Source organism: Cyanobium sp. FACHB-13342, assembly GCF_014697415.1.
Classification (GTDB): Bacteria; Cyanobacteriota; Cyanobacteriia; order PCC-6307; family Cyanobiaceae; genus Cyanobium_A.
In genome coordinates this window covers 67440-90828 of the sequence record NZ_JACJRT010000007.1, presented here as the reverse complement: position 1 = coordinate 90828, position 23389 = coordinate 67440, and the positions used below count along the sequence as shown (strand labels likewise).

At 69.5% G+C, this 23389-nt stretch carries 27 protein-coding genes; 15 read left to right on the top strand and 12 right to left on the bottom strand.

Annotated features, from left to right (window positions below; translation table 11 throughout):
- The first annotated feature begins 5 nt into the window (after positions 1-5).
- The 3 genes from H6G16_RS04150 to H6G16_RS12985 are packed head-to-tail and all read left to right on the top strand — an operon-like array spanning position 6 to position 2187.
- Positions 6-1148 carry a nicotinate-nucleotide--dimethylbenzimidazole phosphoribosyltransferase gene (locus tag H6G16_RS04150; protein ID WP_190389047.1) on the top strand — a complete coding sequence of 381 codons (1143 nt, stop codon included), beginning with the start codon at positions 6-8 and terminating at the stop codon, positions 1146-1148.
- A gap of 10 nt (positions 1149-1158) precedes the next feature.
- Positions 1159-1653 (top strand): hypothetical protein, encoded by a 495-nt coding sequence (locus tag H6G16_RS12990; RefSeq protein WP_242036161.1) that lies wholly within the window; start codon positions 1159-1161, stop codon positions 1651-1653.
- The gene (locus H6G16_RS12985; RefSeq protein ID WP_242036160.1) at positions 1654-2187 is read left to right on the top strand and encodes a hypothetical protein; all 534 of its coding nucleotides are present in this window, start codon (positions 1654-1656) and stop codon (positions 2185-2187) included. It begins immediately after the preceding gene.
- A 78-nt stretch (positions 2188-2265) separates the two neighbouring features.
- Here the strand turns inward: H6G16_RS12985 and H6G16_RS04140 are convergent, their stop codons facing one another.
- Both H6G16_RS04140 and H6G16_RS04135 read right to left on the bottom strand, forming a co-directional pair.
- The gene (locus tag H6G16_RS04140) at positions 2266-3426 is read right to left on the bottom strand and encodes an aldo/keto reductase (protein ID WP_242036159.1); all 1161 of its coding nucleotides are present in this window, start codon (positions 3424-3426) and stop codon (positions 2266-2268) included.
- The gene (locus tag H6G16_RS04135; RefSeq protein ID WP_190389046.1) at positions 3401-4054 is read right to left on the bottom strand and encodes a bifunctional nuclease family protein; all 654 of its coding nucleotides are present in this window, start codon (positions 4052-4054) and stop codon (positions 3401-3403) included. The genes H6G16_RS04140 and H6G16_RS04135 overlap by 26 nt, the downstream gene beginning before the upstream one ends.
- A 64-nt stretch (positions 4055-4118) precedes the next feature.
- Here H6G16_RS04135 and H6G16_RS04130 point away from each other — a divergent pair, with 64 nt between their 5' ends.
- Both H6G16_RS04130 and H6G16_RS04125 read left to right on the top strand, forming a co-directional pair.
- Positions 4119-4790, top strand: a complete 672-nt coding sequence (locus H6G16_RS04130) for a riboflavin synthase (RefSeq protein ID WP_190389045.1) — start codon at positions 4119-4121, stop codon at positions 4788-4790.
- Positions 4791-4849: 59 nt separating this feature from the next.
- Positions 4850-5425 (top strand): DUF308 domain-containing protein, encoded by a 576-nt coding sequence (locus H6G16_RS04125; protein ID WP_190389044.1) that lies wholly within the window; start codon positions 4850-4852, stop codon positions 5423-5425.
- Positions 5426-5487: 62 nt separating this feature from the next.
- Here H6G16_RS04125 and H6G16_RS04120 read toward each other — a convergent pair whose 3' ends face one another.
- From H6G16_RS04120 to H6G16_RS04105, 4 genes are all read right to left on the bottom strand, one after another.
- Positions 5488-5841, bottom strand: a complete 354-nt coding sequence (locus H6G16_RS04120) for an AbrB family transcriptional regulator (protein WP_190389264.1) — start codon at positions 5839-5841, stop codon at positions 5488-5490.
- Positions 5842-5974: 133 nt separating this feature from the next.
- Entirely contained in the window at positions 5975-6607 is a 633-nt protein-coding gene (locus H6G16_RS04115; protein WP_190389043.1) for a cytochrome c oxidase subunit 3, read from the bottom strand.
- A complete protein-coding gene (gene ctaD / locus H6G16_RS04110) occupies positions 6604-8238 on the bottom strand; it encodes a cytochrome c oxidase subunit I (RefSeq protein WP_190389042.1) in 1635 nt (544 codons plus the stop codon). Before ctaD ends, H6G16_RS04115 begins: the two co-directional genes overlap by 4 nt.
- A 6-nt stretch (positions 8239-8244) precedes the next feature.
- Positions 8245-9084, bottom strand: coding sequence for a cytochrome c oxidase subunit II (locus H6G16_RS04105; RefSeq protein ID WP_347238787.1), 840 nt, complete (start codon positions 9082-9084; stop codon positions 8245-8247).
- Between the two features lie 197 nt (positions 9085-9281).
- On the opposite strand from H6G16_RS04105, the gene H6G16_RS04100 reads away from it, so the two are divergent.
- The 7 genes from H6G16_RS04100 (at position 9282) to H6G16_RS04070 (ending at position 14469) form a co-directional block, all read left to right on the top strand.
- The gene (locus tag H6G16_RS04100) at positions 9282-10220 is read left to right on the top strand and encodes a COX15/CtaA family protein (RefSeq protein ID WP_190389041.1); all 939 of its coding nucleotides are present in this window, start codon (positions 9282-9284) and stop codon (positions 10218-10220) included.
- The gene (locus H6G16_RS04095; RefSeq protein WP_190389040.1) at positions 10213-11208 is read left to right on the top strand and encodes a heme o synthase; all 996 of its coding nucleotides are present in this window, start codon (positions 10213-10215) and stop codon (positions 11206-11208) included. Before H6G16_RS04100 ends, H6G16_RS04095 begins: the two co-directional genes overlap by 8 nt.
- An 18-nt stretch (positions 11209-11226) precedes the next feature.
- Positions 11227-12249, top strand: a complete 1023-nt coding sequence (locus H6G16_RS04090) for an ATP-binding cassette domain-containing protein (RefSeq protein WP_190389039.1) — start codon at positions 11227-11229, stop codon at positions 12247-12249.
- Entirely contained in the window at positions 12249-13124 is an 876-nt protein-coding gene (locus H6G16_RS04085; RefSeq protein ID WP_190389038.1) for an ABC transporter permease, read from the top strand. Before H6G16_RS04090 ends, H6G16_RS04085 begins: the two co-directional genes overlap by 1 nt.
- 11 nt (positions 13125-13135) lie before the next feature.
- Entirely contained in the window at positions 13136-13561 is a 426-nt protein-coding gene (locus tag H6G16_RS04080; protein WP_190389037.1) for a hypothetical protein, read from the top strand.
- Positions 13562-14227 (top strand): N-acetylmannosamine-6-phosphate 2-epimerase, encoded by a 666-nt coding sequence (locus H6G16_RS04075; RefSeq protein ID WP_347238786.1) that lies wholly within the window; start codon positions 13562-13564, stop codon positions 14225-14227.
- Between the two features lie 65 nt (positions 14228-14292).
- Complete coding sequence (locus H6G16_RS04070; protein WP_190389036.1) at positions 14293-14469, top strand: hypothetical protein; 177 nt, start codon at positions 14293-14295, stop codon at positions 14467-14469.
- A gap of 3 nt (positions 14470-14472) precedes the next feature.
- Here H6G16_RS04070 and groL read toward each other — a convergent pair whose 3' ends face one another.
- The gene (gene groL, locus H6G16_RS04065) at positions 14473-16125 is read right to left on the bottom strand and encodes a chaperonin GroEL (protein ID WP_190389035.1); all 1653 of its coding nucleotides are present in this window, start codon (positions 16123-16125) and stop codon (positions 14473-14475) included.
- 152 nt (positions 16126-16277) lie between these two features.
- Here groL and H6G16_RS04060 point away from each other — a divergent pair, with 152 nt between their 5' ends.
- On the top strand, positions 16278-16517 hold the full coding sequence (locus H6G16_RS04060; protein ID WP_190389298.1) for a hypothetical protein: 240 nt from the start codon (positions 16278-16280) through the stop codon (positions 16515-16517).
- 20 nt (positions 16518-16537) lie between these two features.
- Here H6G16_RS04060 and fabG read toward each other — a convergent pair whose 3' ends face one another.
- The gene (fabG, locus tag H6G16_RS04055) at positions 16538-17290 is read right to left on the bottom strand and encodes a 3-oxoacyl-[acyl-carrier-protein] reductase (RefSeq protein ID WP_190389034.1); all 753 of its coding nucleotides are present in this window, start codon (positions 17288-17290) and stop codon (positions 16538-16540) included.
- 39 nt (positions 17291-17329) lie between these two features.
- Positions 17330-18169, bottom strand: a complete 840-nt coding sequence (locus tag H6G16_RS04050; protein WP_190389033.1) for a lipopolysaccharide heptosyltransferase family protein — start codon at positions 18167-18169, stop codon at positions 17330-17332.
- A gap of 72 nt (positions 18170-18241) precedes the next feature.
- Between H6G16_RS04050 and ispD the strand changes: the two genes are divergently transcribed.
- Positions 18242-18922, top strand: coding sequence for a 2-C-methyl-D-erythritol 4-phosphate cytidylyltransferase (ispD, locus tag H6G16_RS04045; protein WP_190389032.1), 681 nt, complete (start codon positions 18242-18244; stop codon positions 18920-18922).
- Between the two features lie 13 nt (positions 18923-18935).
- Here ispD and H6G16_RS04040 read toward each other — a convergent pair whose 3' ends face one another.
- Entirely contained in the window at positions 18936-19877 is a 942-nt protein-coding gene (locus tag H6G16_RS04040; protein ID WP_190389031.1) for an LD-carboxypeptidase, read from the bottom strand.
- Complete coding sequence (locus tag H6G16_RS04035) at positions 19874-20779, bottom strand: 4-hydroxybenzoate polyprenyltransferase (protein WP_190389030.1); 906 nt, start codon at positions 20777-20779, stop codon at positions 19874-19876. The genes H6G16_RS04040 and H6G16_RS04035 overlap by 4 nt, the downstream gene beginning before the upstream one ends.
- A 103-nt stretch (positions 20780-20882) precedes the next feature.
- Here H6G16_RS04035 and H6G16_RS04030 point away from each other — a divergent pair, with 103 nt between their 5' ends.
- Positions 20883-22493, top strand: a complete 1611-nt coding sequence (locus tag H6G16_RS04030) for a Ppx/GppA phosphatase family protein (RefSeq protein ID WP_190389261.1) — start codon at positions 20883-20885, stop codon at positions 22491-22493.
- On the opposite strand, the gene H6G16_RS04025 is transcribed toward H6G16_RS04030, so the two are convergent.
- A complete protein-coding gene (locus tag H6G16_RS04025; protein WP_190389029.1) occupies positions 22474-23337 on the bottom strand; it encodes a helix-turn-helix domain-containing protein in 864 nt (287 codons plus the stop codon). The genes H6G16_RS04030 and H6G16_RS04025 overlap by 20 nt on opposite strands.
- Positions 23338-23389: the final 52 nt, after the last annotated feature.

The following is a 23389-nucleotide window of genomic DNA, read 5'->3' as shown; positions in this document are numbered from 1 at the left end:
GGTTGATGGCCCCTGATTCCTGGCGTCAGGAGCTGCAGCTGGGCTGGTCGGCGAGCCGAACCCTGCTGCTGCTCGCCGCCACCGATACGGCTGCGGTGCCTGGAATCTCCGCCGCCGGAGCCTCGCCCACAGCCCGGCTCGGCACCGCGGCGGCGGATGCCGAGCTGCTGGTGCAGGGGCCGGGTGGCAGCCGTTGCCATGCATTGCCGCCCCTGCCGGCGGGGGTGAGTCCGGCCCTGATCAGCCATGTGGTGCTGCGGGAGTTGGGCCTGCTGGAGCGCACCCTGGTGGTGGATTTGGGCTGCCCCCTCGCGGCGGCGGTGCCGCACCTGCGCCTGCCCGGCTTTGAGAGTGCCGGCCCGGCCCGCTGCCTCAGCACCGGCCGGGCCCTGGATCCGGCCCGGGTGGTGGCCCTGTTGCAGCGAGGGACTGAGTGGGGACAGCGCTGGGATCCCACCGAGCCCCTGGTGGTGGCGGAGTGCGTGCCGGCTGGCACCAGCACGGCCCTGGCCGTGCTGCAGGGGCTTGGGGTGGCGGCGGCCGGATTGGTGAGCGGCAGCCTGCACCAACCCGCCCACGCGCTCAAGGCGGCCCTGGTGGGCCAGGGCCTGGCGGCGGCCGGGCTGTCGGGCGGGGGGAGCGGTGTGGCCGATCCCCTGGCGGTGTTGGCGGCGGTGGGGGATCCGATGCAGGCCTTCGCCACGGGCCTGGTGGCGGCCGCCGCGGCCCGGGGCACGCCCGTGCTGCTGGCCGGGGGCAGCCAGATGGCGGCCGTGCTCGCCCTGGCCCTGGCTCTGGCACCGGTGGCTGCCCGGCCGGCCCTGGCGGAGCGCCTCGTGGTCACGACCACGGCCTGGGTGGCAGAGGAGCCCACCAGCGATCTGAGGCTGTTGTTGGGGCGCATCGGCGCCCGCTGGCAGGTGCGGCCGCGGCTCGAGGTGGCGGCCCTGCGCTTCCACGGCTGTGCCTGTGCGGCCCTGCGGGATTACGAGCGCGGCTATGTGAAGGAGGGCGTCGGGGCGGGCGGCCTGGCCGTGCTCTGGCAGCTGGCCGGCCGGGACCCGGCGGCCCTGGCGGTTGCCTGCGATCGTGCCTGCCGGATCGAGCTCGGTCTGGACGAACGTGGTGGGGGGAATCGCGGTGTTTAGGGTCGCTGCCATGGCTCCTGTCTCCGGATCGCTCTCCCGCCGCCAGCTCCTGCAACTGGGCATGGCGGCCGGCCTGCTGGCCGCCTGCCGCCCTGCGAACGGTCCCGAGCTGCTGCTGGTGGAGGGCGAGCTGCCGGCTGCCTGGTTGAAGCAGCTACCGCCCCCCTGGCGTTCCCGGGTGCTGGCGGATCCCGCTGCGGTTCAACGGGCCGGCTTCCCAACTGGGCAGCCTGGGCCAGGCCTGGTGGCCCTGAGTGACGGCTGGGCCAGTGGTGTGGGCCGGGAGCGGCTGCAGGCCTTTGGGGCGCCCCGGCTCTGGGCCCGTCTGGCGCCCTTCAGCGCGGAGGTGGCCCGGCTGTTCGGCCCAGCCGGCCAGGCTGGGGAGCTGGCCTTCCCCTGGGCCTATAGCCCCTGGGTGATCGCCCTGCGCAACCGTGCCGATCTGGTGGCCCGCCGCCAGCAGGGCTGGTCGCTGCTGCTTGACCCCAGCCTGCGGGGTCGGTAGGTGCTGCCGTCAAGCCCCCGCATCAGCCTGGAGATTGTCAAAGGGGATTTTGCGCAACTGGAGCGGCTGCGGGCCCAGGCCCTGGCCTACGACGACCGGGATGGCCTCAGCCTGTTGCTCAGCGGCAACGCCGAGGCGGCCGTGCTGCCGTTGCAGCGGCTGATTCCCCTGCTGCGCCGCGACCAGCGCTTGGCGGTGATCTGGCCTGAGAGCGGGGCTCCGCTCAGCTGGCAGTTGCTGCTGCGGCCGGCGCCAGCCCCAGCCCAGGCTGGCCAGGCGTCCCTCCCACCGCTGGAGTGGCTCGGGGCGGTCCTGGAGCCGTCCCTGCTTGAATCGCTGCTGGCCAAGGGCTGGGTGCCGCCCCTGCCCCAGGCGGTGTTGGCTCCGGTGGCCCGGCGTTTTCCGGCGGCCATGGCGGCCTTGCTGCTGCCCGGCGATGCCCTCCTGGACCGCTGTTGGAGCCTGCCGCCCTTGACCCTGGCCCAGCAACTGGCCCAGCAGAACCTCTGGGATGCGGCCGCCCCTAGACCCTGAGTTCTCGCGGTCCTGTACGGCTTGTACAGAATTTGTAGCGAAGAGGACCATGAGTATCCAGCCTCGCTCCTTGGCCCATTAGCCCCAGAGCCGCCGCCGCGGAGCGGCGGCCAGGCGCCGGTGGGTGTCGGCCAGCAGCGCCGGGATCGGCAGCTCGTGGGGGCAGCGGGGCAGGCAGGCTCCACAGGCCTGGCAGGCCTCGGCCTGGCGCTCCTCCCACCAGTGGCCGGCGCGGCCGATCAGGTTGTAGCGCTCACCGGCAAACGCCTCCATGCCGTGGCCCACGGCCAGGTTGCGCAGGCGCAGCAGTTCGGGGATCGGCACGCCGTTGGGGCAGGGCAGGCAGGCCCGGCACTGGCCGCAGCGCTCGGCCCCCAGCCGCTGGCGGCCGGCGGCGTCGAGCCTGGCCAGGGCCTGCTGGTGGGCAGGGCTGAGCCAGGCTGCGGGCTCTGTGGCGATGGTGGCGGCCCAGGCCAGATCCCCCGGCTGCTCAGCCCCCAGGCTCAGGGTGGAGATCCCCTGATCCAGCAGGAAGCGGTAGGCCAGCTCCAGGGGGTGGAACGGGGCGCAGTCGGCCAGGAGTTCAGGCGGTGGGTCGTAGAGGCGCCCCCCCTTGTCGGCGGGGGAAATGGCCAGCACGCCGATGCCGCCGGCCAGGGCGGCGCGGGCCAGGGGCAGGCGGGTCTGGTCGAACAGATGCAGGTGCAGGCTGCAGAAGCTGAAGGTCCCGGATGCCAGGGCCGCTTCGATCAGCTCCGGACTGCCGTGGCTGGTGAAGCCCACCTGGCCCACCAGTCCTTCGCCGCGGGCCCAGGTCAGCAGCTTGGCGCCGGGGCCCCGCAGGGCCCAGTCCAGGTGCTCGGGGGTGTTGAGGCCGTGTACCGCCAGGTTGGTGAGCGGGCCTGGGCCCAGACGCTGCAGGATGGCGCCCAGCTGCCCCTGGGCGGTGGCCAGATCGGGCCCAGGCAGCAGCTTGCTCGTGATGCGCCAGCCCCCCGGGGGGGCCAGGTTGTCCCGGGCCAGGGCGGTGAGGGCCTGGCCGAGAAAGATTTCGGCGGGGCCGTAGGCCGGGGCCGTCTCCAGATGGTTGATGCCAGCGGCCAGGGCGGCCCGCAGCACCGCCTCCATTTGGGCCGGGCTGCCCAGGGCGCGCATGGTGCCCAGGCTGAAGGCCGAAACGGGCGGCCCGGCGCCGAAGGGGCGCAGCCGCTGCTCAGCCGGCGCCGGGACTGTCGTCATGCTCCTCCCCGGGGCCGGTGGCGGGGGGGTCAGGCTCCGTTTCCGCTGCAACTTCCGTGTCCGACCCAGGCTCGGGGTGGGCCTGGCGCAGATGGCGCACCAGGTCGGCCGGGCTGGTGCTGTCGAGGAAGCGGCGGAAGTTGTCCTGGTCTTCCGCATCGGCCTCCGCGTCCACCGGGATGGAGGCATCGGCCACCACTTCCTCCAGCATCCAGATGGGGCTGTGGGTGCGCAGGGCCAGGGCGATGGCGTCGCTGGGCCGGGCATCCAGCTCCAGGCTGGTGGCGGGTTTGGCGTCGCCAGAACCGGAATCCCCAGGCCCGGTCTCCCCGGCGCCAGCGGTCTGGGCGGGGAGCAGTTTCAGCACGGCCCGGAAGGTGCTGTCCTCAATCGTGTGGATCACCACCCGGTCGAGCCGCAGCCCGCCCGCGTCGATCAGGGCGGCCATCAGGTCGTGGCTGAGGGGCCGCGGCGGCGGCTCGTCACTGAGGCCGGCCAGGATGTTCTGGGCCTGGGCCTGGTCGATCCAGATCGGCACCTGGCGCCGGCCCGAAGGATCGCGCAACAGCACGATCGGGCTGCGACTGGCCGCATCCAGGCCAATTCCGGCAACGCGCATCTCGACCATCGCTTGCCCGCCGAGCCCTTTGTCCGATTATGGCCAGATTGGTTCTTCCTGGGCTGGACGGCGGATGTTTACCGGGCTGGTGCAGGCCACAGGGGTGATCCGCCGCAGTCCCCGCGGGGTGCAGGTGCAGTGGTCGCTAGCCGCCGCAGGGGACTGGGGGCCCCAGAGCCTGGCCCTGGGGGACAGCGTGGCGGTGGATGGGGTCTGCCTCACCGTGGCTGAGCGCCTGGCCCATGGTTTTCGCGCCGATGTGAGTGAGGAAACCCTCGGGCGCACCACCCTCGCGGCCAAGGCGGATCGGGGTGGGGCGGTGAATCTGGAGCCCGCCCTGCGCCTGGCCGATCGCCTCGGCGGCCATCTGGTGAGCGGCCATGTGGACGGCTTGGGGGTGGTGCGCGCCATTGCCCGCCAGCCGGCCTCCTGGCGCCTGGAGCTGGGCTGGAGTGACCCCGCCTATGGCCGCTACATCTGCGAGAAGGCGAGTGTTGCCGTCGATGGCATCAGCCTGACGGTGGCGGGCTGCGAGCCCAGTGGTGCCGGCTTCTGGATCGCCGTGATTCCCCACACCTGGGCCAGCACCACCCTGGCCCAGCTAGCCGTGGGCGATGGGGTCAACCTGGAAGCCGATCTGTTGGCGAAATACACCGAACGTCTGCTGTCGGCCGCCGGCGCCGCCGCTGGCCCGGCTGGGGAGTCGATCAGTGGTGCCTGGCTGGCCGACCACGGCTGGGTCTGAGCCAGGCTGACGCCTGCCGATGGCGTGACTACGGTCCGGGTGACGTCGGTTGCACACGGATGGGCTCAAGTTTGCTGTCCCCCAATGGCGCGGGACTCAAGGCCTTCACCCTGTTTGAGGGGGTGCTGATGCTGGTACTGGGTGTGCTGGCCCTGATCTTTCCGGTGGTGGCCTCGGCCTGGATCACCGTGATCGTGGCGGTGTCCTTCCTGGTGGGCGGCATCGTGGGCTGGGTGAGCAATCTGGCCCGCTCGCGCCAGCTGGGGCGTTGGTACTGCTTCTGGCGCCTGGTGATCTCCACCCTGTTCATCGTGGTGGGGGCCTGGATGATTCAACAGTTCCGCGGCGGTCCGCTGGACGGCGGCGTGGTGGTGGCCAGCCTCGCCTTTGCCATCGGCCTTGTCTTCATCTTGGAGGGCGTGGTGTCGATCCTGATGTCCCTGGGACACACCCAGATGCGGGGCTGGGGGTGGGGCCTGCTCAATGGCATCGTCACCCTGATCCTTGGCCTATTGATCGTCACCATGCAGGCTTGGGGCCTGCTTTGGGTGATTGGCGTGCTGGTGGGGATCAGCTTCCTGTTCAGCGGCATCGACTTGCTGGCCTTCAGTGCCCGCTTTCATGGCGATGACTGAAGACCGGCGACGGCAGACCGCCGAGGGCTGAGCGAGAGGACAGGGCGAGGGCGAAGGGGCTCCTAGTTCTCCAGGGGCAGGAGCCAGATGGAGCCGGTGTCCCGGTGAATTTCGATCCGGAATTCCTGGCCGGGCTCCAGTCCCAGCCGGCGGGTGTAGGCCTGGCCAATCAGCAGGTTGCCATTGCCATGCACGCGGGTGCGGAATTCCGCTTGCCGGCCTTTCCCTCCACCACTGCCGCGGCCGCTGGGGCTGGTGGGGAGGTGGTAGCCCTTGGCGGCCACCAGGGCTCGGTAAAAACTCTTTTTCAGCACCCGACCACTCGGACCCACGTAGCCACAGGCCCGGGCAATCTGATCCTCGGGGCGATCGCTCAGGGCCCGGGCCCGATCCAGCAGGGCCTGGCCTTCCAGCATTTCCGGTGGGCTGTCGCCCGTCCTGGCCGCCATGGCGCTTGCCTGCCCTCTTCAGTGAATTGAATCGATTCTGCCGAGTGTGCCGAAAATCGCCACCCGCGTCAGGGTGAAGACACTGCGGATCTGATCGCTTTCAGAGCAGATAGAGAATTCCGTAGAGCACCACCCAGATGCCATCCACGAAGTGCCAGTAGAGCTCGGCCGCCTCGAGGCCGAAGTGATCGCTGGCGCTGATGCGGCCGCCGCGGCGGGTTTGCAGGGCCACGATGGCGATGCAAATCACCCCGAGGGTCACGTGCAAGCCGTGGAAGCCGGTGAGGGCATAGAAGGTGCTGGCGAACAGATTGTCGGTGAGGCTGAAGGGCAGGCTGAAGTACTCCACCATCTGGCCTGCCAGAAAGATCGCCCCCAAGGCACCGGTGATGGCCAGCCAAAGACGGCTGGCCCCCAGGTTTCCGCCTCGGCATTCCTTGCCGGCCCGGTGGAAGGTGAAGCTGCTGATGATCAGCACCACGGTGTTGATCGTGGGGAGCAGCAGCTCCAGTTCGTAGGTGCTCCCTTCCTGCAGGGGGTTGACGGCCCGGAAGGTGAGATAGGCGGCGAAGAAGCCCGCAAAGGTCATGCCATCGGCCACCAGGAAGGTGGCCAGGCCAAACAGACGAAAATCGCCATGCTCGGCATGGTCCTGGCCGGCCGCTGCGGCGTGGCTGGCGTCGGGACTCAGGTTGGGGCTGCCGGAATCCTGGAGGGGAGCGGTGCTGGTCATGCCTTCACCTCCTGGGGCTGCCCGTGGTGCTGGCCGTAGCCGTAGGGCTCGGTGACCAGCGGGGCTTCGCCAATCCAGTTTTCCACCGGCGGCGGCGAACTGGTGAGCCATTCGGGGGTGAGGGCATTCCAGGGGTTATCGCCGGCGGGCTTGCCGTTGAGGGCTGTGACCACCACGTTGATCAGCAGGGGGATGGTGCTGATCGCCATCAAAAGGGCTCCGACGCTGCTCACCTGGTTGAGGGTGGTGAAGGTGGGGTCGTATTCCGCCACGCGCCGGGGCATGCCATTGAGGCCAAGCCAGTGCTGGGGAGCAAAACAGAGATTGAAGCCGATGAAGGTGAGCAGGAAGTGGAGCCGGCCCAGATCTTCATTGAGCAGGCGGCCAGTGAATTTCGGATACCAGTGATACAGCGAACTGAAGATGACAAACACCGTGCCGCCATAGACGATGTAGTGGAAATGGCCTACCACGAAATAGGTGTCGTGAACGTGGATGTCAAAGGGCACCTGGGCGAGGGCAACCCCGGTGATGCCACCAAACACGAAGTTGACGATGAAGGCGCAGGAAAACAGCATGGCTGAATTCAGGGCAATCTTGCCGCCCCACAGGGTGGCCAGCCAGTTGAAGAACTTGATCCCTGTGGGAACGGCAATGAAGGAGGTGGCGATCGTGAAGAACAGGCGCATCCAGGGCGGGGTGCCACTGGTGAACATGTGGTGGGCCCACACGATCAGCCCGAGAAACACAATGGCCATGATCGAATACACCATGGTGGTGTAGCCGAACAGGGGTTTGCGGGCATGCACCGGCAAGATCTCGCTCACCAGGCCGAAGGCCGGCAGCACCATGATGTAAACGGCCGGGTGGGAATAGAACCAAAACAGGTGCTGGTACACCACCACGTTGCCGCCCAGGCTCGGGTTGAAGAAGCCCGTGTGGGCAATGATGTCGAAGCTGAGCAGGATCAGGGTGCCCGCCAGCACCGGCGTGGACAGCACCACCAGGATGCTGGTGCCGAGCATGGCCCAGCAGTACATCGGCAGCTGCATCAATTTGAGGCCCGGACGACGCAGTTTGAGGATCGTGGCGATGAAGTTGATGCCACCGAAGATTGAGCTACCCCCCAGCAGCAGCACGCTCAGAATCCACACCACCTGGCCTGCGGCCGGTGTGGTGAGGCTCAGGGGCGGGTAGGCGGTCCAGCCCGACTGGGCGGCGGCCCCGGCAATGAAGTAGCTGCTGATCAGCAGGATGCCTGCCGGAGGGATCAGCCAGAAGGCCACGGCGTTCAGCCGCGGGAAGGCCATGTCACGGGCCCCGACGTAGAAGGGGATCAGGTAATTGCCGAACGCCCCGTTCACCACCGGCACGATCCAGAGAAAGATCATCACCGTGCCGTGCAGGGTCAGCACCTCGTTGTAGGTGTCCCTTGGCATGAAATCGGAGAGCGGCGTCGCCAGTTCCGTGCGAATGGCTCCGGCCAGGGCACCGCCCACCAGATAAAAGAGGAAGCCGCACACCAGATACTGCAGCCCGATCACCTTGTGGTCGAGGCTGAAGCTGAAATACCGCAGCCAGCCCTGGGGTTGGAGGCTGCCGTTGAAGTCGCTCGGATTGGCGAGGGTCATGGCGTCTCAGGTGGTGGTGCGGATGGGGCTGTTCTGTTGCAGCCAGGCGTCGTAGGCCTCGGGCTCATGCACCACCACATTGGAGCGCATGCCCCCGTGGTAGGGCCCGCACAGTTCGGCGCACACGATCGGATAGGTGCCCGCCTTGGTGGCGGTGAACGACAACACGGTCGGCTGTCCGGGGATCACGTCCTGCTTGAGGCGGAACTGGGGAACCCAGAAGGCATGGATCACGTCGCGGGCCTCCATGTGCAGCTCTACCTGTTGGCCGGTGGGAACGTGCAGCTCCCCGCTGGTGATCTGGGCGTCGGGGTAGTGAAAGATGAAGGCGAACTGCATGGCGGTGACCTCCACGGGCAGCACCGGCCCGCTGGGGGCGGCGTCCATGCCGGCGGCTCCGATCCCACCCCAAACCCGACCAGGGGCCTGGGCTTGTTGCACCGAGTGGTCCATGGCCATGTGATCCATGGCGGAGTGGTCGTTGAGGGCCACCATGCCGCCCATGCGCTCGTAGATGTCGTAGCTGTAAATGCCGACGAACAAGACGACGACTGCGGGAATGGCGGTCCAGACGATCTCAAGGGGCAGATTGCCTTCGATGGCGAGGCCATCACTGAAGTCGCCAGCCCTGCGTCGGAATCGAAACATGCTGTAAACAAGCAAGATCACAATGCCGAGAAACAGCATGGTGCCAATGCTGAATAAAACCTTAAACAGGGCGTCGTAGGTGGGGGCGTTGCTGCTCGCATCCAGGGGCAGCATGTTGACGTTGTTACCCACCCACAACCCTGTCAGGACAAGGGCTGTGGTGGCCGCGAGAACAGCCAGGGCGGTGCGAATCGGCACGGTGCACGTGGCGCGTGCGGACAGCCTATGAGGGGAGGGGCTGTGGTGCGTGGTGAACGTTGTTTTGGTTGGCAAATCAACGCCTCGGACGCTTCTCCTGAGGGGCGATGTTTCAGGTTTGAGATGTGCGGGATTGCCCATCCCCCGTTTTGAACAACCTGGCTAACTTGTCAGCCAACCCAGGGACAGTCACCGCCATGGCGGCCCCTCTGCAGCCAGAGTCCAATCCCCTCCCGGGCACCCTGCTGCGCCAGCGACTGGCCCTGCTCGCCTCCCACCTGGTGGTGGCCCTGGTGGCCCTGGTGGCCATCGGCGGAGCTACCCGGGTGATGGAGGCCGGTCTGGCCTGTCCCGATTGGCCCCTCTGTTACGGCCGCCTCCTGCCCGGCCATCAGATGAATCTCCAGGTTTTTTTGGAGTGGTTCCACCGGCTGGATGCCTTCGTGGTGGGGGTGGCCCTGCTGGTTCTGACCGGCACCAGCTGGATCGGACGCCGGCAACTGCCGGGGTGGCTGCCCTGGGCCGCCAGTGCGGCCCTGCTGATGGTGGCCGTGCAGGGTGGCCTGGGAGCCCTCACCGTGACCCAGCTCCTGGCGGCTCCCCTGGTCACGGCCCATCTCGCAACGGCCCTGCTGCTGGTGGCTCTCACCAGTGGCCTGTACCAGCGACTGGCCATGGTGGGCCGCCATCTCCAGGCCCCGCCACTGTGGTGGTTGGCCTTGGCTGGGTTCGCCCTGGTGCTGGTGCTGGCCCAATGCCTGCTGGGGGGCTCGATGGCCAGCCAGTGGGCTGCTGACCAGTGCTTCAGCTCCGGAAGCGGTTGCCAGTGGCTGCTGGCCCATCGCCAGCTGGCCATGCCCGCCGCCCTGGCGGTGCTGGCGCTGGCAGCCACCACCCCCTTCCTGCCCGAGGGCCTGGGCCAGCTGCCCCTTCTCGCCCATGCCGCTGCGGCCCTGGTGGCTGTTCAGGTGGCGTTGGGGATCTGGACCTTGCGTCTCCAGCTCGATGCCCCGCTGGTGACGATTGCCCATCAGCTCAGCGCAGCCCTGCTGGTGGGCCTGCTCGCGGCGGTGCTGGCCCGTTCCCTTGGCGGCCGTGAGCGGTCGCGTCTCTCCTCCGAGGTGGTCCATGGTTAGTGCAACGGTTCCAGCCTCGGTTGCGCTCGCCCCTGCGGCGGCCCCGGCGATCCGCCCTTCGGTGAAATTGCCGGCCTGGCTCGAGGTGGCCAAGCCCCGGCTGATCCCCCTCCTGCTGGCCACCACCCTGGGGGGGATGGCGCTCAGCGCCGGCGGCTCCCCCAGTGCGGGCACCATTGCCTGCACCCTGGTGGGCGGCAGCCTGGCCTCGGCCGCAGCTGGGGTGCTCAATTGCCTGTGGGAGCAGGAGCTCGACGGCCGCATGCAGCGCACCAGCCGCCGCGCCCTGCCCTCGGGACGGCTGGCCCAGCGCCAGGCCTTTGCCCTGGCCATCGGGCTCACGCTCCTTTCGGTGGCCGTGCTGGTGATCGGGGTCAATCCCCTGGCCGCCAGCCTGTCGTTGCTGGGGCTGTGCAGCTATGTGCTGCTCTACACGGCCCTGCTCAAGCCCCGCACCACCCAGAACATCGTCATCGGCGGCGTGGCTGGGGCGATCCCGCCCCTGGTGGGGGCGGCTGCGGCCACCGGTGGCCTGGGCTGGTCGTCGTGGTGGTTGTTCTCCCTCGTGATGCTCTGGACCCCGGCCCATTTCTGGGCTCTGGCCCTGCTCCTGAAGGACGACTACCGCTCGGTGGGTATTCCGATGCTGCCGGTGGTGAAAGGAGTGGTGGTCACCACCCGGGCCATCAGCCACTACGCCTGGGCCACGGTGGCCTTCAGCCTGCTGGGGGTGTTTGCCCTACCCAGTGGGGGCCTGCTTTACGGCCTGATGGTGTTGCCCTTCAACGGGCGTCTGCTGCAGCTCAGCTCCCGGCTGCGGGCCCAGCCCAATGACCCCCAGCGGGCCCGCGCCCTGTTCCGCTGGTCGATCTTCTATCTTTTCGGCATCTGCCTGCTGTTGCTGCTGGCCCGTCTTCCCCAGGCGTCCCTGCTGGGGCCAGACCTGTTCAGCGTCCCGCTGGCGGCGCTGCCTACATTGGTCGGCTGATTGGGGCGGCCTGGCTCGGTGATCGAACTGCAGCAGCTCTGCAAGCGCTATGGGGGGCGCAAGGGAGGTCAGGGGGTGGTGGCCCTCGATGGCCTTTCCCTCCAGGTTCCGGCCGGCAGCCTTTATGGCCTGCTGGGTCCCAACGGCGCCGGCAAGACCACAACCCTCCGCATCCTCTGCACCCTGCTGGCCCCCGACAGTGGCAGCGCGCGGGTGGGAGGGGTGGATGCCCTAGCCGATCCGCGGGCGGTACGGCGTCTGCTGGGCTACGTGGCCCAGGAGGTGGCGATCGACAAGATCCTCACCGGCCGGGAATTGCTGCAGCTCCAGGGCGATCTCTATCACCTGCCCTCCGCTGCCCGGAACCAGCGGATCGCCGAGTTGATCGAGCTCCTCGGCATGGCCGACTGGATCGACCGCCGCTGCGGCGGCTATTCGGGGGGCATGCGGCGCCGGTTGGATCTGGCCGCCGGCCTGCTGCACCGCCCCCAGGTGCTGGTGCTGGATGAACCCACCGTGGGCCTCGATATTGAAAGCCGCGCCGCCATTTGGGGCGTGCTGCGCCAGTTGCGCGACGGTGGCACCACCGTGTTGCTGAGCAGCCACTACCTCGAGGAGGTGGATGCCCTGGCCGACCACCTGGCGATCATCGAGGCCGGCAAGGTGATCGCAGCCGGGGCACCCTCGGCACTCAAGGCGGCCCTGGGGGGCGATCGCGTCACCCTGCGGGTGCGGGAGTTCAGCGATGCCGCTGAGGCGGCCCGGGTGCAGGGCATCCTGAATGCCTGCCCAGGGGTGCGCCAGGTGGTGGTCAACCAGGCCCAGGGCTATTCCCTCAACCTGGTGATCGAGCACGACGGTGTGATCGAGCAGCTGCGTCGCCAGCTGGCCGCGGCCGACCTGCCGGTGTTCGCCCTGGCCCAGAGCCGCCCCAGCCTCGATGATGTCTATCTCCAGGCCACGGGCCGCACCTTGATGGATGCGGAGCTGGCCGTAGCCGGCAGCCGCGATCCCAAGGCCGAACGCAAAGCGAGCATGTGATGACCACCACCCTTCCCGCCCCTCCCCCAGTTCGCGATCCCGCTCCGGGTTCCCCGCCCGAGGCCTCCGCTTGGGCTGAGATCAGCCAGGAAACCTTCGCCCTCACCCGGCGGCTGTTCGTGCAGCTGCAACGGCGTCCTTCCACCCTGGTGGCGGGGGTGTTGCAGCCGCTGATCTGGTTGGTGCTGTTCGGGGCCCTGTTCGCCAAGGCGCCCGCCGGGCTGCTGCCGGGGGGGACCAGTTACGGGCGCTTCCTCGGGGCCGGGGTGATTGTGTTCACCGCCTTCAGTGCCGCTCTCAATGCGGGCCTGCCGGTGATGTTTGACCGGGAATTCGGCTTCCTCAACCGCCTGCTGGTGGCCCCCCTGCGCTCGCGCAGCTCGATTGTGTTCGCCTCCGTGCTCTACATCACGTCACTGAGCCTGGTGCAGAGCCTGGCCATCATGGGCACGGCGGCCCTGCTCGGTTACGGCTGGCCGGGGGGCGCCGGACTGCTGCTGGTGCTGGTCACCCTGTTGCTGCTGGTGTTCGCTGTGACGGCCCTGAGCCTGGGGCTGGCTTTTGCCCTGCCGGGCCACATTGAGCTGATTGCGGTGATCTTCGTGGCCAACCTGCCCCTGCTGTTTGCCAGCACCGCCTTGGCCCCGTTGTCGTTCATGCCGGCCTGGCTGGGCTGGCTAGCGGCCCTGAATCCCCTTACCTTCGCGATTGAACCGATTCGTGCCGCCTACGCCGGACAGGTCTCCCTCACCGCCGTGGTGCTGGAGGCCCCCTACGGCCAGCTCAGCAGCGCCACCTGTCTGGGGGTGCTCGCCCTGTTGGCCGCCGGGTTGTTCCTGCTGATCCGGCCCCTTCTGGATCGCAAGCTCACCTAGCCAGCCCTCCCGTGACCCAGCCCCCCAGTTTTCCCCCGCCAGCCCGTCCCGACCTGGCGGATCGTCTGCTGGCGGCGGTGGCCGAACGGGACCAGCCCATGGCCGAACGGCTGGTGCAGCAGTGGGTGCACCGCCGAGGCCTGGTCGCCCTGGACGCCTTGATTGCAGGCCCCCTGCTCGCCAGTCAGGGGGCGGATGCGGCCGCTTGGCTGCAGGATCGGGCCGGGCTTCAGCAGACCCCCAGCCGCCTGCCGCAGCCCGTTGCCCAGCCCGCTCGCGTGTGGCCCCAGCTCCGCGTGGTGCCGGGGGGTGCCGCCGCACCGGCGCCGCCCTCGCTCCAGCCCTTGCGGGCCTGGTTGCCCGATGCCGAGGAGCTGGAGGCCGATGGCCCCGCCGGCGTGGGCTCCGCGGCCGACCCCTTCCCCCTGGCCAGCTGAGTGAAACCCTCCGGACTGATCGTGTCGGTGCAGGCCCCCGAGGGCTCCCCCATGCGCGATCCCGATGTGATCGCCGCCATGGCGGAGGCCAGCCTGCGCAATGGCGCCACCGGGGTGCGGCTGGAGAGCCCCGAACACATCGGTGCCGTGCGGCGCCGCTGCCCGGGGGCCCTGATCGTGGGGCTGTGGAAGCGCACCTATCCGGACAGCTCCGTTTACATCACCCCTGGCTGGGAGGAGATTCGGGCGGTGTGGGGGGCCGGGGCCGATGTGGTCGCGATCGATGCCACCGAGCGATTCCGACCTGGCGGTGAGGCATTGGAGGCGTTGATCCAGCGGGCCCGGCGGGAGCTGGGGGCCCCGCTGATGGCCGATGTCGACTCCCTGGCCAATGGCCTGCGAGCCGCCGCCCTCGGCTGCGACTGGGTGGGAACCACCCTCTATGGCTACACCGAAGCCACGGCGGGCCAGCGGCCCCCCGCCTGGGAGCTGCTGCCCCTGCTCCGGCAGCAGCTGCCGGAGGCGGTGAGCCTCATCTGCGAAGGCGGCATTGCCAGCCCCCAGCAGGTTGGGCAGGCCCTCGCCGCCGGTGCCGATGCCGTGGTGGTGGGCACGGCCATCACTGGCGTCGATCTCCAGGTGGCGGCCTACGTGGCGGCGTGTTGAACTGCGCTGCACACTGAAGGGGGCAGTGGCTCCCGCGACGGATGGGGGCAGGGCAGGAGGCCGCCATGACCCAATCACCCCTGGCGCTGTTGAGCCTGGTGGTGCTCACCATTCCGATCAGCAGCTTTCACGTCAACCAGGTGCAGGCGCTCAACCGGGAACTGGGAAAGCTCTGCAGCAGCCCCCCACCCCAGGCCCTCACGGTTTGCCGCATCCACGCCCGGTTGGTGAGCTCCCTCTGAGCCTCACATCATGCCGGGCATGCCCATGCCACCCATGCCACCCATCCCGCCCATGCCACCCATGTCGCCGCCGGGGGCAGGTTCGGGTTCGGGCTTGTCGGCGATCACCACCTCAGTGGTGATCAGCAACGAGGCGATCGACACGGCGTCCTGGAGGGCCAGGCGCACAACCTTGGCGGCATCGAGGATGCCCGCGGTGAGGAGATCTTCGTAGACGCCCGTGAGGGCGTTGTAGCCCTTGCTCAGCCGCAGCACCTCCGCGGCCACCACGGCGCCATCGGCCCCGGCGTTGTGGGCGATCTGGCGCACCGGTTCGGCCAGGGCCCGCTGCACGATCTCAATGCCGGTGCGCTCATCCCCCTGACAGGAGGCGGCCAGGGCGGTGAGGCCCTCCGCCAGCTCCAGCAGGGTGCACCCACCGCCGGCGATGATGCCCTCCTCGACGGCAGCCCGGGTGGCATTGAGGGCGTCTTCAATGCGCAGCTTGCGGTTCTTGAGCTCGGTTTCCGTTGGGGCGCCCACCTTGATGACCGCCACGCCGCCGGCCAGTTTGGCGATCCGCTCGTTGAGCTTTTCCCGGTCGTAGTCGGAGTCGGTGTTGTCCAGTTCCCGCTTGATCGAGGCCACGCGGTCGGCCACGGCGGCCTGGTGTTCACCGCTGGCCACGATGGTGGTGGAATCCTTGGTGATGGTGATGCGACGGGCCTGTCCCAGGTCTGCCAGGCCGGTCTTCTCCAGGGTCATGGCCTGGTCTTCGCTCACCACGGTGGCGCCGGTGAGGATGGCGATGTCGGCCAGCATGGCCTTGCGGCGATCGCCGAAGCCAGGTGCCCGCACGGCGGCCACCTGGAGCACGCCGCGGTTTTTGTTCACCACCAGGGTGGCCAGGGCCTCACCCTCAACGTCCTCGGAGAGGATCAGCAGGGGCCGGCCGCTTTTCGAGACCGCCTCCAGCACGGGCACCAGGTCGGTGATGCTGCTGATCTTGCGGTCGGTGATCAGGATCAGGGCGTTCTCGAAGACGCACTCCCGCCGCTCCTGGTCGGTGACGAAGTAGGGGGAGCTGTAGCCCCGGTCGAAGGCCATGCCCTCGGTGATCTCCAGCTCGGTGGCCAGGGAGGTGGACTCCTCCACGGTGATCACGCCGTCGGCGCTCACCTTGTCCATGGCCTCGGCGATCATGCGGCCGATCTCGTCGTCGTTGCCCGAGCTCACGGCCGCCACCTGGCGAATGGCGTCCCCAGCCACGGCCTGGGAGCGCTCGGCGATGCCGGTGACGATGTGGGCGGTGGCCTTTTCCATGCCCCGGCGCAAGCCCACGGGGTTGGCCCCGGCGGCCACATTCCTGAGGCCTTCGCGCACCAGGGCCTGGGCCAGCAGGGTGGCGGTGGTGGTGCCGTCGCCGGCGGTGTCCTTGGTCTTGCTGGCGACCTGCTGCATCAGCTTGGCGCCCACGTTCTCGAAGGGATCCTCGAGTTCGATCTCCTTGGCAATGGTCACGCCGTCATTGACGATGTCGGGCGCGCCGAATTTCTTCTCGAGCACCACGTTGCGGCCGCGGGGGCCGATGGTGACCTTCACCGCATTGGCCAGGGCGTTGACACCCCGTTCCAGGGCGCCGCGGGAGGCATCCGAGAAGCTGATCAGCTTGGCCATGGAACCGGAATTGACGCAATGGTTTTCAGGGTCCCACAGCGGCCTGCCGCCCGGGAGGTGGTGCGGGGTGGGGAAAGCCGAATCGATGGGCGGCCGCGGGCAGCTGAACGGCGCCTGCCTCGATAGGGTCTGCCTACGGCGTGGGTCTGGGGATGGAAGATCTGCTGCAGACGGCCCTCGAGAGTGCCGATGAGGCGATGGCCCTCGATCAGGTCTCCAGTGCCAATGGCATGGTGTTTGTGCTGGTGGCGGTGTTCGGGGTGGCGATGGCGCTGGTCTACGTGCCGGTGCGGTTGTTTCTGACGATCACGGCCCGCAGCCGGCGGCTGCGGCTGCTGCAGCGGATCCGCCGCCTGCGGGAGGAGCTCGGGCAGCCGATCACCAACCCCTGATTCGCTCCTGGTTGGAAGGGTTACCGCATCACCATGCCGCCATCCACCTGCAGCACCTGGCCGGTGATGTAGGCGGCGGCGGGATCGGCGGCCAGGAAGCGCACGGCACCGGCCACCTCGGCGGCGCTGCCCATCCGACCCATGGGAATGGCCGCCAGGATCGGCTCCTTCTCGAGCTCGGCGGTCATGTCGCTCTCGATGAAGCCGGGGGCCACCGCATTGACGGTGACGCCCCGGGCGGCGAATTCCGCCGCATTGCTACGGGTGAGGCCGATCACGCCGGCCTTGGCGGCGCTGTAGTTGGCCTGGCCGGGGTTGCCCATCAAGGCCACCACCGAGGTGATGTTGATGATGCGGCCGGAGCGGGCCTTGAGCATGGCCCGGCTCACGGCACGGGTGCAGAGGAACACGCCGGTGAGGTTGAGGTCGATGACGCTTTGCCAGTCGGCGGTTTTCATGCGCATCAGCAGCCCGTCCCGGGTGATGCCGGCGTTGTTGACCAGCACATCGAGTCGGCCGGCCTTCTCGAGCACGGCCTTGACCATGGCATCAACCTCCGCTTCATCCGCCACGTTGGCCCGGTGGCTCCAGGCCTGGCCTCCGTTGGCCGTGATCGCGTCCACCACAGCCTCGGCGGCCTCGGGCGAGCTGGCGTAGTTCACCACCACCTGGGCTCCGGCGGCGCCCAACTCCAGGGCGATGGCCCGGCCGATGCCCCGGCTGGCACCGGTGACCAGGGCGACGTGACCGGCCAGGGGGGCGGAGCTGGACATCGCAGGTCGGGCGGCAGTGCCGGTGATCGTATGGCGGAGCTAGCCCAGGCCCAAGGCGGCCAGCACCTCGGGGGCGCCGAGCTGGGCCAGGTTGGTGGCCGTGCCCAGGCCCTGAACCCCGGCCCGGCTCGGCAGGCTGGCGGCTTCCCGGCCCAGGGCTACGAGCGGTAGGCCGAGCAGCAGGGCCAGTTCGATCGCCACCGGATCGCTGGCCAGCACCACATCGGCGCTGGCGACCTGGGCCGCGCGTCCGCGCAGCTTGGCGCTGGCGGGCAGGGCGGGCAGGGTCCGCAGGTTGGGCAGCTTGCTGCGGATCGCGGCCGGCAGGCCTGCCCATTGGTCAGCGGGCCAGTCGCCGGCGCCACCGGATGGGGCCAGCAGCAGGACCGGGCCATCCCCGGCGGGCAGGGCCGCTGCGGCCGCCTCCAGATCCGCCTGGGCCAGGGGCAGCCGGAAGGTGTCGGCATCCAGCCGCAAGCCGATCGGTCGGAGGAAGGCCTCCAAGGCCTGGTTGGGCCAGCCGCCTGGTGCGGGAGTGATCCGCTCGGTGGCCGAGAAGCCGGCCGCGGCCACCCGGGTGGGGATGTGGCTCATCGACAGCATCAGGTCCATCTGCCGGCTGGGCGCCAGGTTGATGCACAGCTGGAAATCCGGTTCCCGCACCGAGCCCATCAGGTTGGCCCAGTCGGCCAGGGTGGCCTGGTCGTAGGCAAAGGGCATGGCCCGGTTCACGGCTGGATGCAGGCCCCAGAGGGGCACGGCGGCAAGTGGACAGACCACCTGCACTTCGGCCCCCAGTTGGTCGGCCACCGCAGCCACGGCGGCGAAACTCTGCAGCTGCTGGCTGCTGCCGCCCGGAATCAGAAACAGGGCGCGCATCGCAAAGGCACGGGTTCGGCGGCCTGATTGTATGGATCGAATCCGGTTTGCCCCGTTTACCAGGAGTCGCTTGTGCATTTGCTGATCGCCGCCGCCGGTAGCGGCCGCCGCATGGGAGCCGAGGGCAACAAGTTGCTCCTGCCGGTGGCGGGCCGGCCCGTGCTGGCCTGGACCCTGGACGCCGCCCTGGCCTGTCCGGCCATTCATTGGATCGGCATCGTCGGCCAGCTAGTGGATGCGGAGGCGGTCGCGGCGATCGTGGCGGCGGCCAGTCCCGACCGGCCCGTGCGCTGGATTCTGGGTGGGGACACCCGCCAGGAGTCGGTGTGCCGCGGGCTGGCGGCCCTGCCGGCGGAGGCCGAGGGGGTGCTCATCCACGACGGCGCCCGCTGCCTGGTGGAGCCGGCCCTGCTGGAGCGCTGCGCCGCCGCCGTGAGCGGGGGCGCAGCGGTGATTGCGGCCACCCCGGTCACCGACACGATCAAGCAGGTGGATGGCACGGGCACGATCACCGGCACCCCGGATCGTCGCGGGCTCTGGGCGGCCCAGACCCCCCAGGGGTTCCCGGTGGCCCAGCTCCGCACCGCCCACGCCACCGCCACGGCGGAGGGCTGGAGCGTCACCGATGACGCGGCCCTGTTTGAACGGCTGGGGCTGCCGGTGCAGGTGCTGGAGGCGCCCCCGTCCAACATCAAGCTCACCACGCCCTTCGATCTCACCGTGGCGGCAGCGGTGTTGGCGGGCCGGAGCTGAGCGGCTCGGGCGCTCAGCTGGGCAGCACCCGCAGCCGGCCCCGGTCGCCGTCGAGTTCGGCCCAGGCCCCCAGGGGCAGGGCCGCATTGCCGGCGACGTGGCCGACGGGCAGGCCACTCACCACCGGCACGCCGAGGTCGGCCGTGCGCTCGCGCAGCACCTGCTCCAGGCTGAAGCGATCCAGATCCTGTTCGGTGCAAGGGGCATCCTCAGGTGGGGCGTCCTCGCAATCGGTGAACTGACCCAGACCGATGCCTGCGAGTTGCTGCAGGGCGCCACTGAGGCGCCAGTGGGTGAGCATCCGCTCGATCCGGTACGGGGCCTCGCCCACGTCCTCCAGCACCAGGATCGCGCCGCGCAGATCCGGCAGGTGGGGTGTACCCAGCAGGTGGGTGGCCACCGTGAGGTTGGCTGCCAGTAGGGGGCCTGCGGCGGTGCCGCCGCTCCAGCCCACCCCTTGGAGGTCGGCCAGGGGGTCGCCGAACAGCAGCCGTTGCAGCCGCTCCTGGCTCCAGGCCGGCTCGGCGGCCAGGGTGGTGAGCAGGGGGCCGTGGATGGCGCCGCCCCGGCCCTGGGCCAGCTGGGCCCAGAGCAGGGAGGTGACGTCGGAGAAGCCCAGCAGCCAGCGGTGCGGCAGGCCCAGGGGCTCTTCCAGCAGGCGGGCGGCTCCCCACCCCCCCCGCACGCAGGCCAGCAGCTCCGCCCCCCGCCGGGCCGCCGCTTCCAGGTCGCCGCGCCGTTCCGGATCGCGGCCGGCCAGGTATCCCCACCGGCGACCCTGCAGCGGGGCGCCCTCCACCTGCAGCCCCCAACCCTCCAGCACGGCGATGCCGGCCTGGAGGCGTGCCTGGGCCTCTTCCCCCAGCAGGGCCGAGCTGGCCGCCACCAGCTGGACCCGATCCCCGGGCTGCAGGGGCGCGGGCAGGCGGATGGTGCGGCCGAGGGGATGGCTCATGGCAGTTGCCCGAGCACCAGGGCCAGCAGCAACAGGCCGCCGAGTTGCACCTGGCGACTGAAGTGGCGGCCATAGGCGGAGCGTGGCAACTGGGGGCGGCGCAGCAGGGCGGCTTCGCGTTGCATGCCCGCGGCGGCCAGCAGCACCAGCGGCCAGGTGATCCAGCCGCAGCCCTGCAGGCCGGCGGCCAGGCTCAAAGCCAGGGCGGCGAGGCCGTAGCTGACCCCCACCGCCAGGGGGGCCTGCTGCCCCAGGCTGAGGGCACTGCTGCGCACCCCGATGGCCCGGTCATCGTCCCGGTCGGCCATGGCGTACACCGTGTCGAAGCCGAAGGTCCACAGCAGGGTGGCCAGCCACACCAGGGCCAGGGGCCAGCCGCCGGCCAGGGAGCCCGTGGCGGCGGCCCAGGGAATCAGCACAGCGAAGCCCCAGCACAGCGCTAGCACCACCTGGGGGTAGCCGAACCAGCGCTTGGCGGAGGGATAGAGCAGCACCGGGGGCAGGGCGGCGAGCGCCAGCAGCAGGCAGAGGCTGCGGCTGCTGGCGGGTAGGCCTCCCATCAACACCAGCAGCACCGCCAGGGCCAGTAGCAGGGCCAGCACCAGCAACGCCGTCGCTTCCACCACTCCGACACGCCCATCGGCGATGGGCCGGCTGCGGGTGCGCTCCACCAGGGGGTCGATGCGCCGGTCCCAGAGGTCGTTGGCGATGCAGCCGGCGGCGCTCACGGCCAGTCCTCCCAGCACGATCAACCCCACCAGCAGCGCCGACGGCGGGGCGTTGGGGGTGAGCCAGAGGCTCCAGCCGGCGGGAATCAGCAGGATCAGGCGGCCACTGGGCTTGTGCCAGCGCACCAGTTCGAGCCAGGCGCGCAACCTGGCGCCGATCGCGGAGTTGGCCATGCCCGGTTTCTGTGCCCAATTTCCGTTGCGCCGCACCCTAGGTGTGCCGGTGCAATCGGCTGGGGATGGCAAAGTGGCGCCCCACCGGCTGTCGCCGAGCTTGATGGTTCAGGCCCCCTCCCTCACGCAGGCCGGCCGGCGCCGGGTGGCCGCGATTGACATCGGCACCAATTCGATTCACCTGCTTGTGGCGGAGGTGGATCCAGAGCTGTGCAGCTTCTCCGTGGTGCTCGCCGAGAAGGCCACCACCCGGCTGGGGGAACGGGATCCCCAGACCGGCGACCTCAGTGCTGAGGCGATCGAGCGCGCCTTTCGCACCCTCCGCCACGATCGCGATCTGGCCCTCAGCCATGGCGTAGAGCAGATCGTCACCGCGGCCACCAGTGCCGTGCGGGAAGCCCCGAATGGCCGCGACTTTCTGGTGGCGCTTCAGGAGCAGCTCGGCCTGGATGTGGATCTGGTCAGTGGGCCGGAGGAGGCCCGGCTGATCTACCTGGGGGTGCTCTCGGGCATGGCCTTCGGCGACCAGCCCCATCTGATCATCGACATCGGAGGTGGCTCCACCGAACTGGTGCTGGCCGATGGCCGGGATGGCCGCTCCTTCAGCAGCACCCGCATCGGTGCGGTGCGACTGCAGCGGGAGTTCTGCCAACAAGATCCCCTATCCGCTGACCGCCGTTCCTTCCTGCAGGCCTACATCCAGGGCGCCCTCGACCCAGCCGTGGCCGAGGTGAAAGCAGCGTTGCGTCCGGGGGAACAGCCGCTGATGGTGGGCACCAGCGGCACGGCCCTGGCCCTGGCGGCCCTGGCGGCGGCGGAGGATCCCAAACCCCCGCTGAAACTGCAGGGCTACCGGCTCAGCCGGGAGCGCATCGACCAGCTCACCGCCCGGCTGGTGGCCATGGGCCCGGAGCAGCGGCGTGCCCTGCCCGCCATCAATGAGCGGCGTGCGGAAATCATCGTGCCGGGGGCCCTGATCCTGCAGACCGCTATGGCCATGCTGCAGGTGCGGGAACTGGTGGTGTGTGACCGGGCCCTGCGGGAGGGCCTGATCGTCGACTGGATGCTGCGCAAAGGGTTGCTCGGCGATCGCTTCTCCTTCCAGAGCACGATTCGCCAGCGCACCGTGCTGCATCTGGCCCAGAGTTTCGGCGTTGATCGGACCCGGGCCGATCGGGTGGCGACCCACGCCCTCAGCCTGTACGACCAGTCCCGCGGACTGTTGCACCACGATGACGGACCGGGGCGGGAGTTGCTCTGGGCCGCCGCCCAGCTGCACACCTGCGGCAAGAGCATCAACATCTCGGCCTATCACAAGCACAGCTGGTATCTGATTCGCCACGGCGAGCTGCTGGGCTACTCCGAAGCGGAGCATCGGATGGTGGCGGCCATCGGCCGCTACCACCGGCGCAGCTTGCCGAAGAAGCGGCACGAGTCCTGGCAGCTGATCGAAGATCGCGACCAGCGCCGCACGGTGGCGTCGATGGCCCTGTTGCTGCGTCTGGCGGCGGCCCTGGATCGCCGGCCCGCAGCGGTGATTGCCGGCTTGCGGGTGCAGTCCCTCGCCGGTGCCTTGAGCATCGCCCTCGAACCGGCAGCGCCGCCGCCGGGCCAACCCGAGCTGGACCTCAGCCTGGAGCGCTGGAGCCTGCGCTCCTGCGGCCCGGTGGTGCAGGAGGCCTGTGGCCTGGGGCTCAGGGTGCCGGAGCCTTGAAGCGGCGCCAGCGCACCTGATCGATCGGGCCGAGGGGTTGGGCGGGTCCGGAACCGAGCTGGGCCTGCACCAGGTCGGGTCGGCCAGCCAGCACCAGCAGTCCTCCGGCCAGGGGGAAGGGGCGCTCACCCTGGAAGGTGCCCCGGAACAGGGTGGTGCCCGTTGCTGTCTTCACCTCCAGCCAGCTGGGCTGACGGCTGCGCAACAGGAGCTGGTCGTCCTGGCGGCCGGGCTTGGCGGGGGTTGGCTTGGCGGGGGTTGCCTTGGTCGGGGTGGAAGAGGTGGTGGTGGAAGCGGTGGTGGTGGTCGTCGTTGTGGTCGGGGGCTGGGCTGGGCGAACCTGTTGCCGGAGCCATGGCTGTCGTTGCAACTGCTGCCAGCCGGCGCTGCCGCCACCGATGATGGCCGCCAGAATGCCGGCTGCCAGGGCGATCTGGCCCATGGATTGCAGGGCCTGGGCGGAGAGGACGCCCGGTCTTCGTTCGCCGCCGCTCGCGGGGAAAGCCCCGTTCTGGCCCAGCGGTCGCTGGCTGGGGCGAGGCGTGAGTTCGCGCACCTTCAGGGGGCTGGCCTGGAACGCGTCACAGTCCCGCAAGGCCTGGAGCGGGCCGTTGACATCAATCGCCAGGCTGTTGGCCACCCGCCGGGCCTGGGCGATGACGAAAACCGGTTCCGGCAGACGGCCGGCATCCCCCTCTTCCAGGGCCAGGAGCTGTTCCTGCCCCATGTTGAGCCTGTCGGCCAGCTCGCCGAGGCCCACACCTTGGGCCTCTCGGCCCTGGCGGAGCACCTGGCCCAGGGCTCGCAGGGCGGGGATGGGCTCGGGGATGGGGGAGTCCGGCACCGGATCGGCGAGTCCAGAAGCTGAATCTCGCCATTCTGGCGGGAAAACTCCG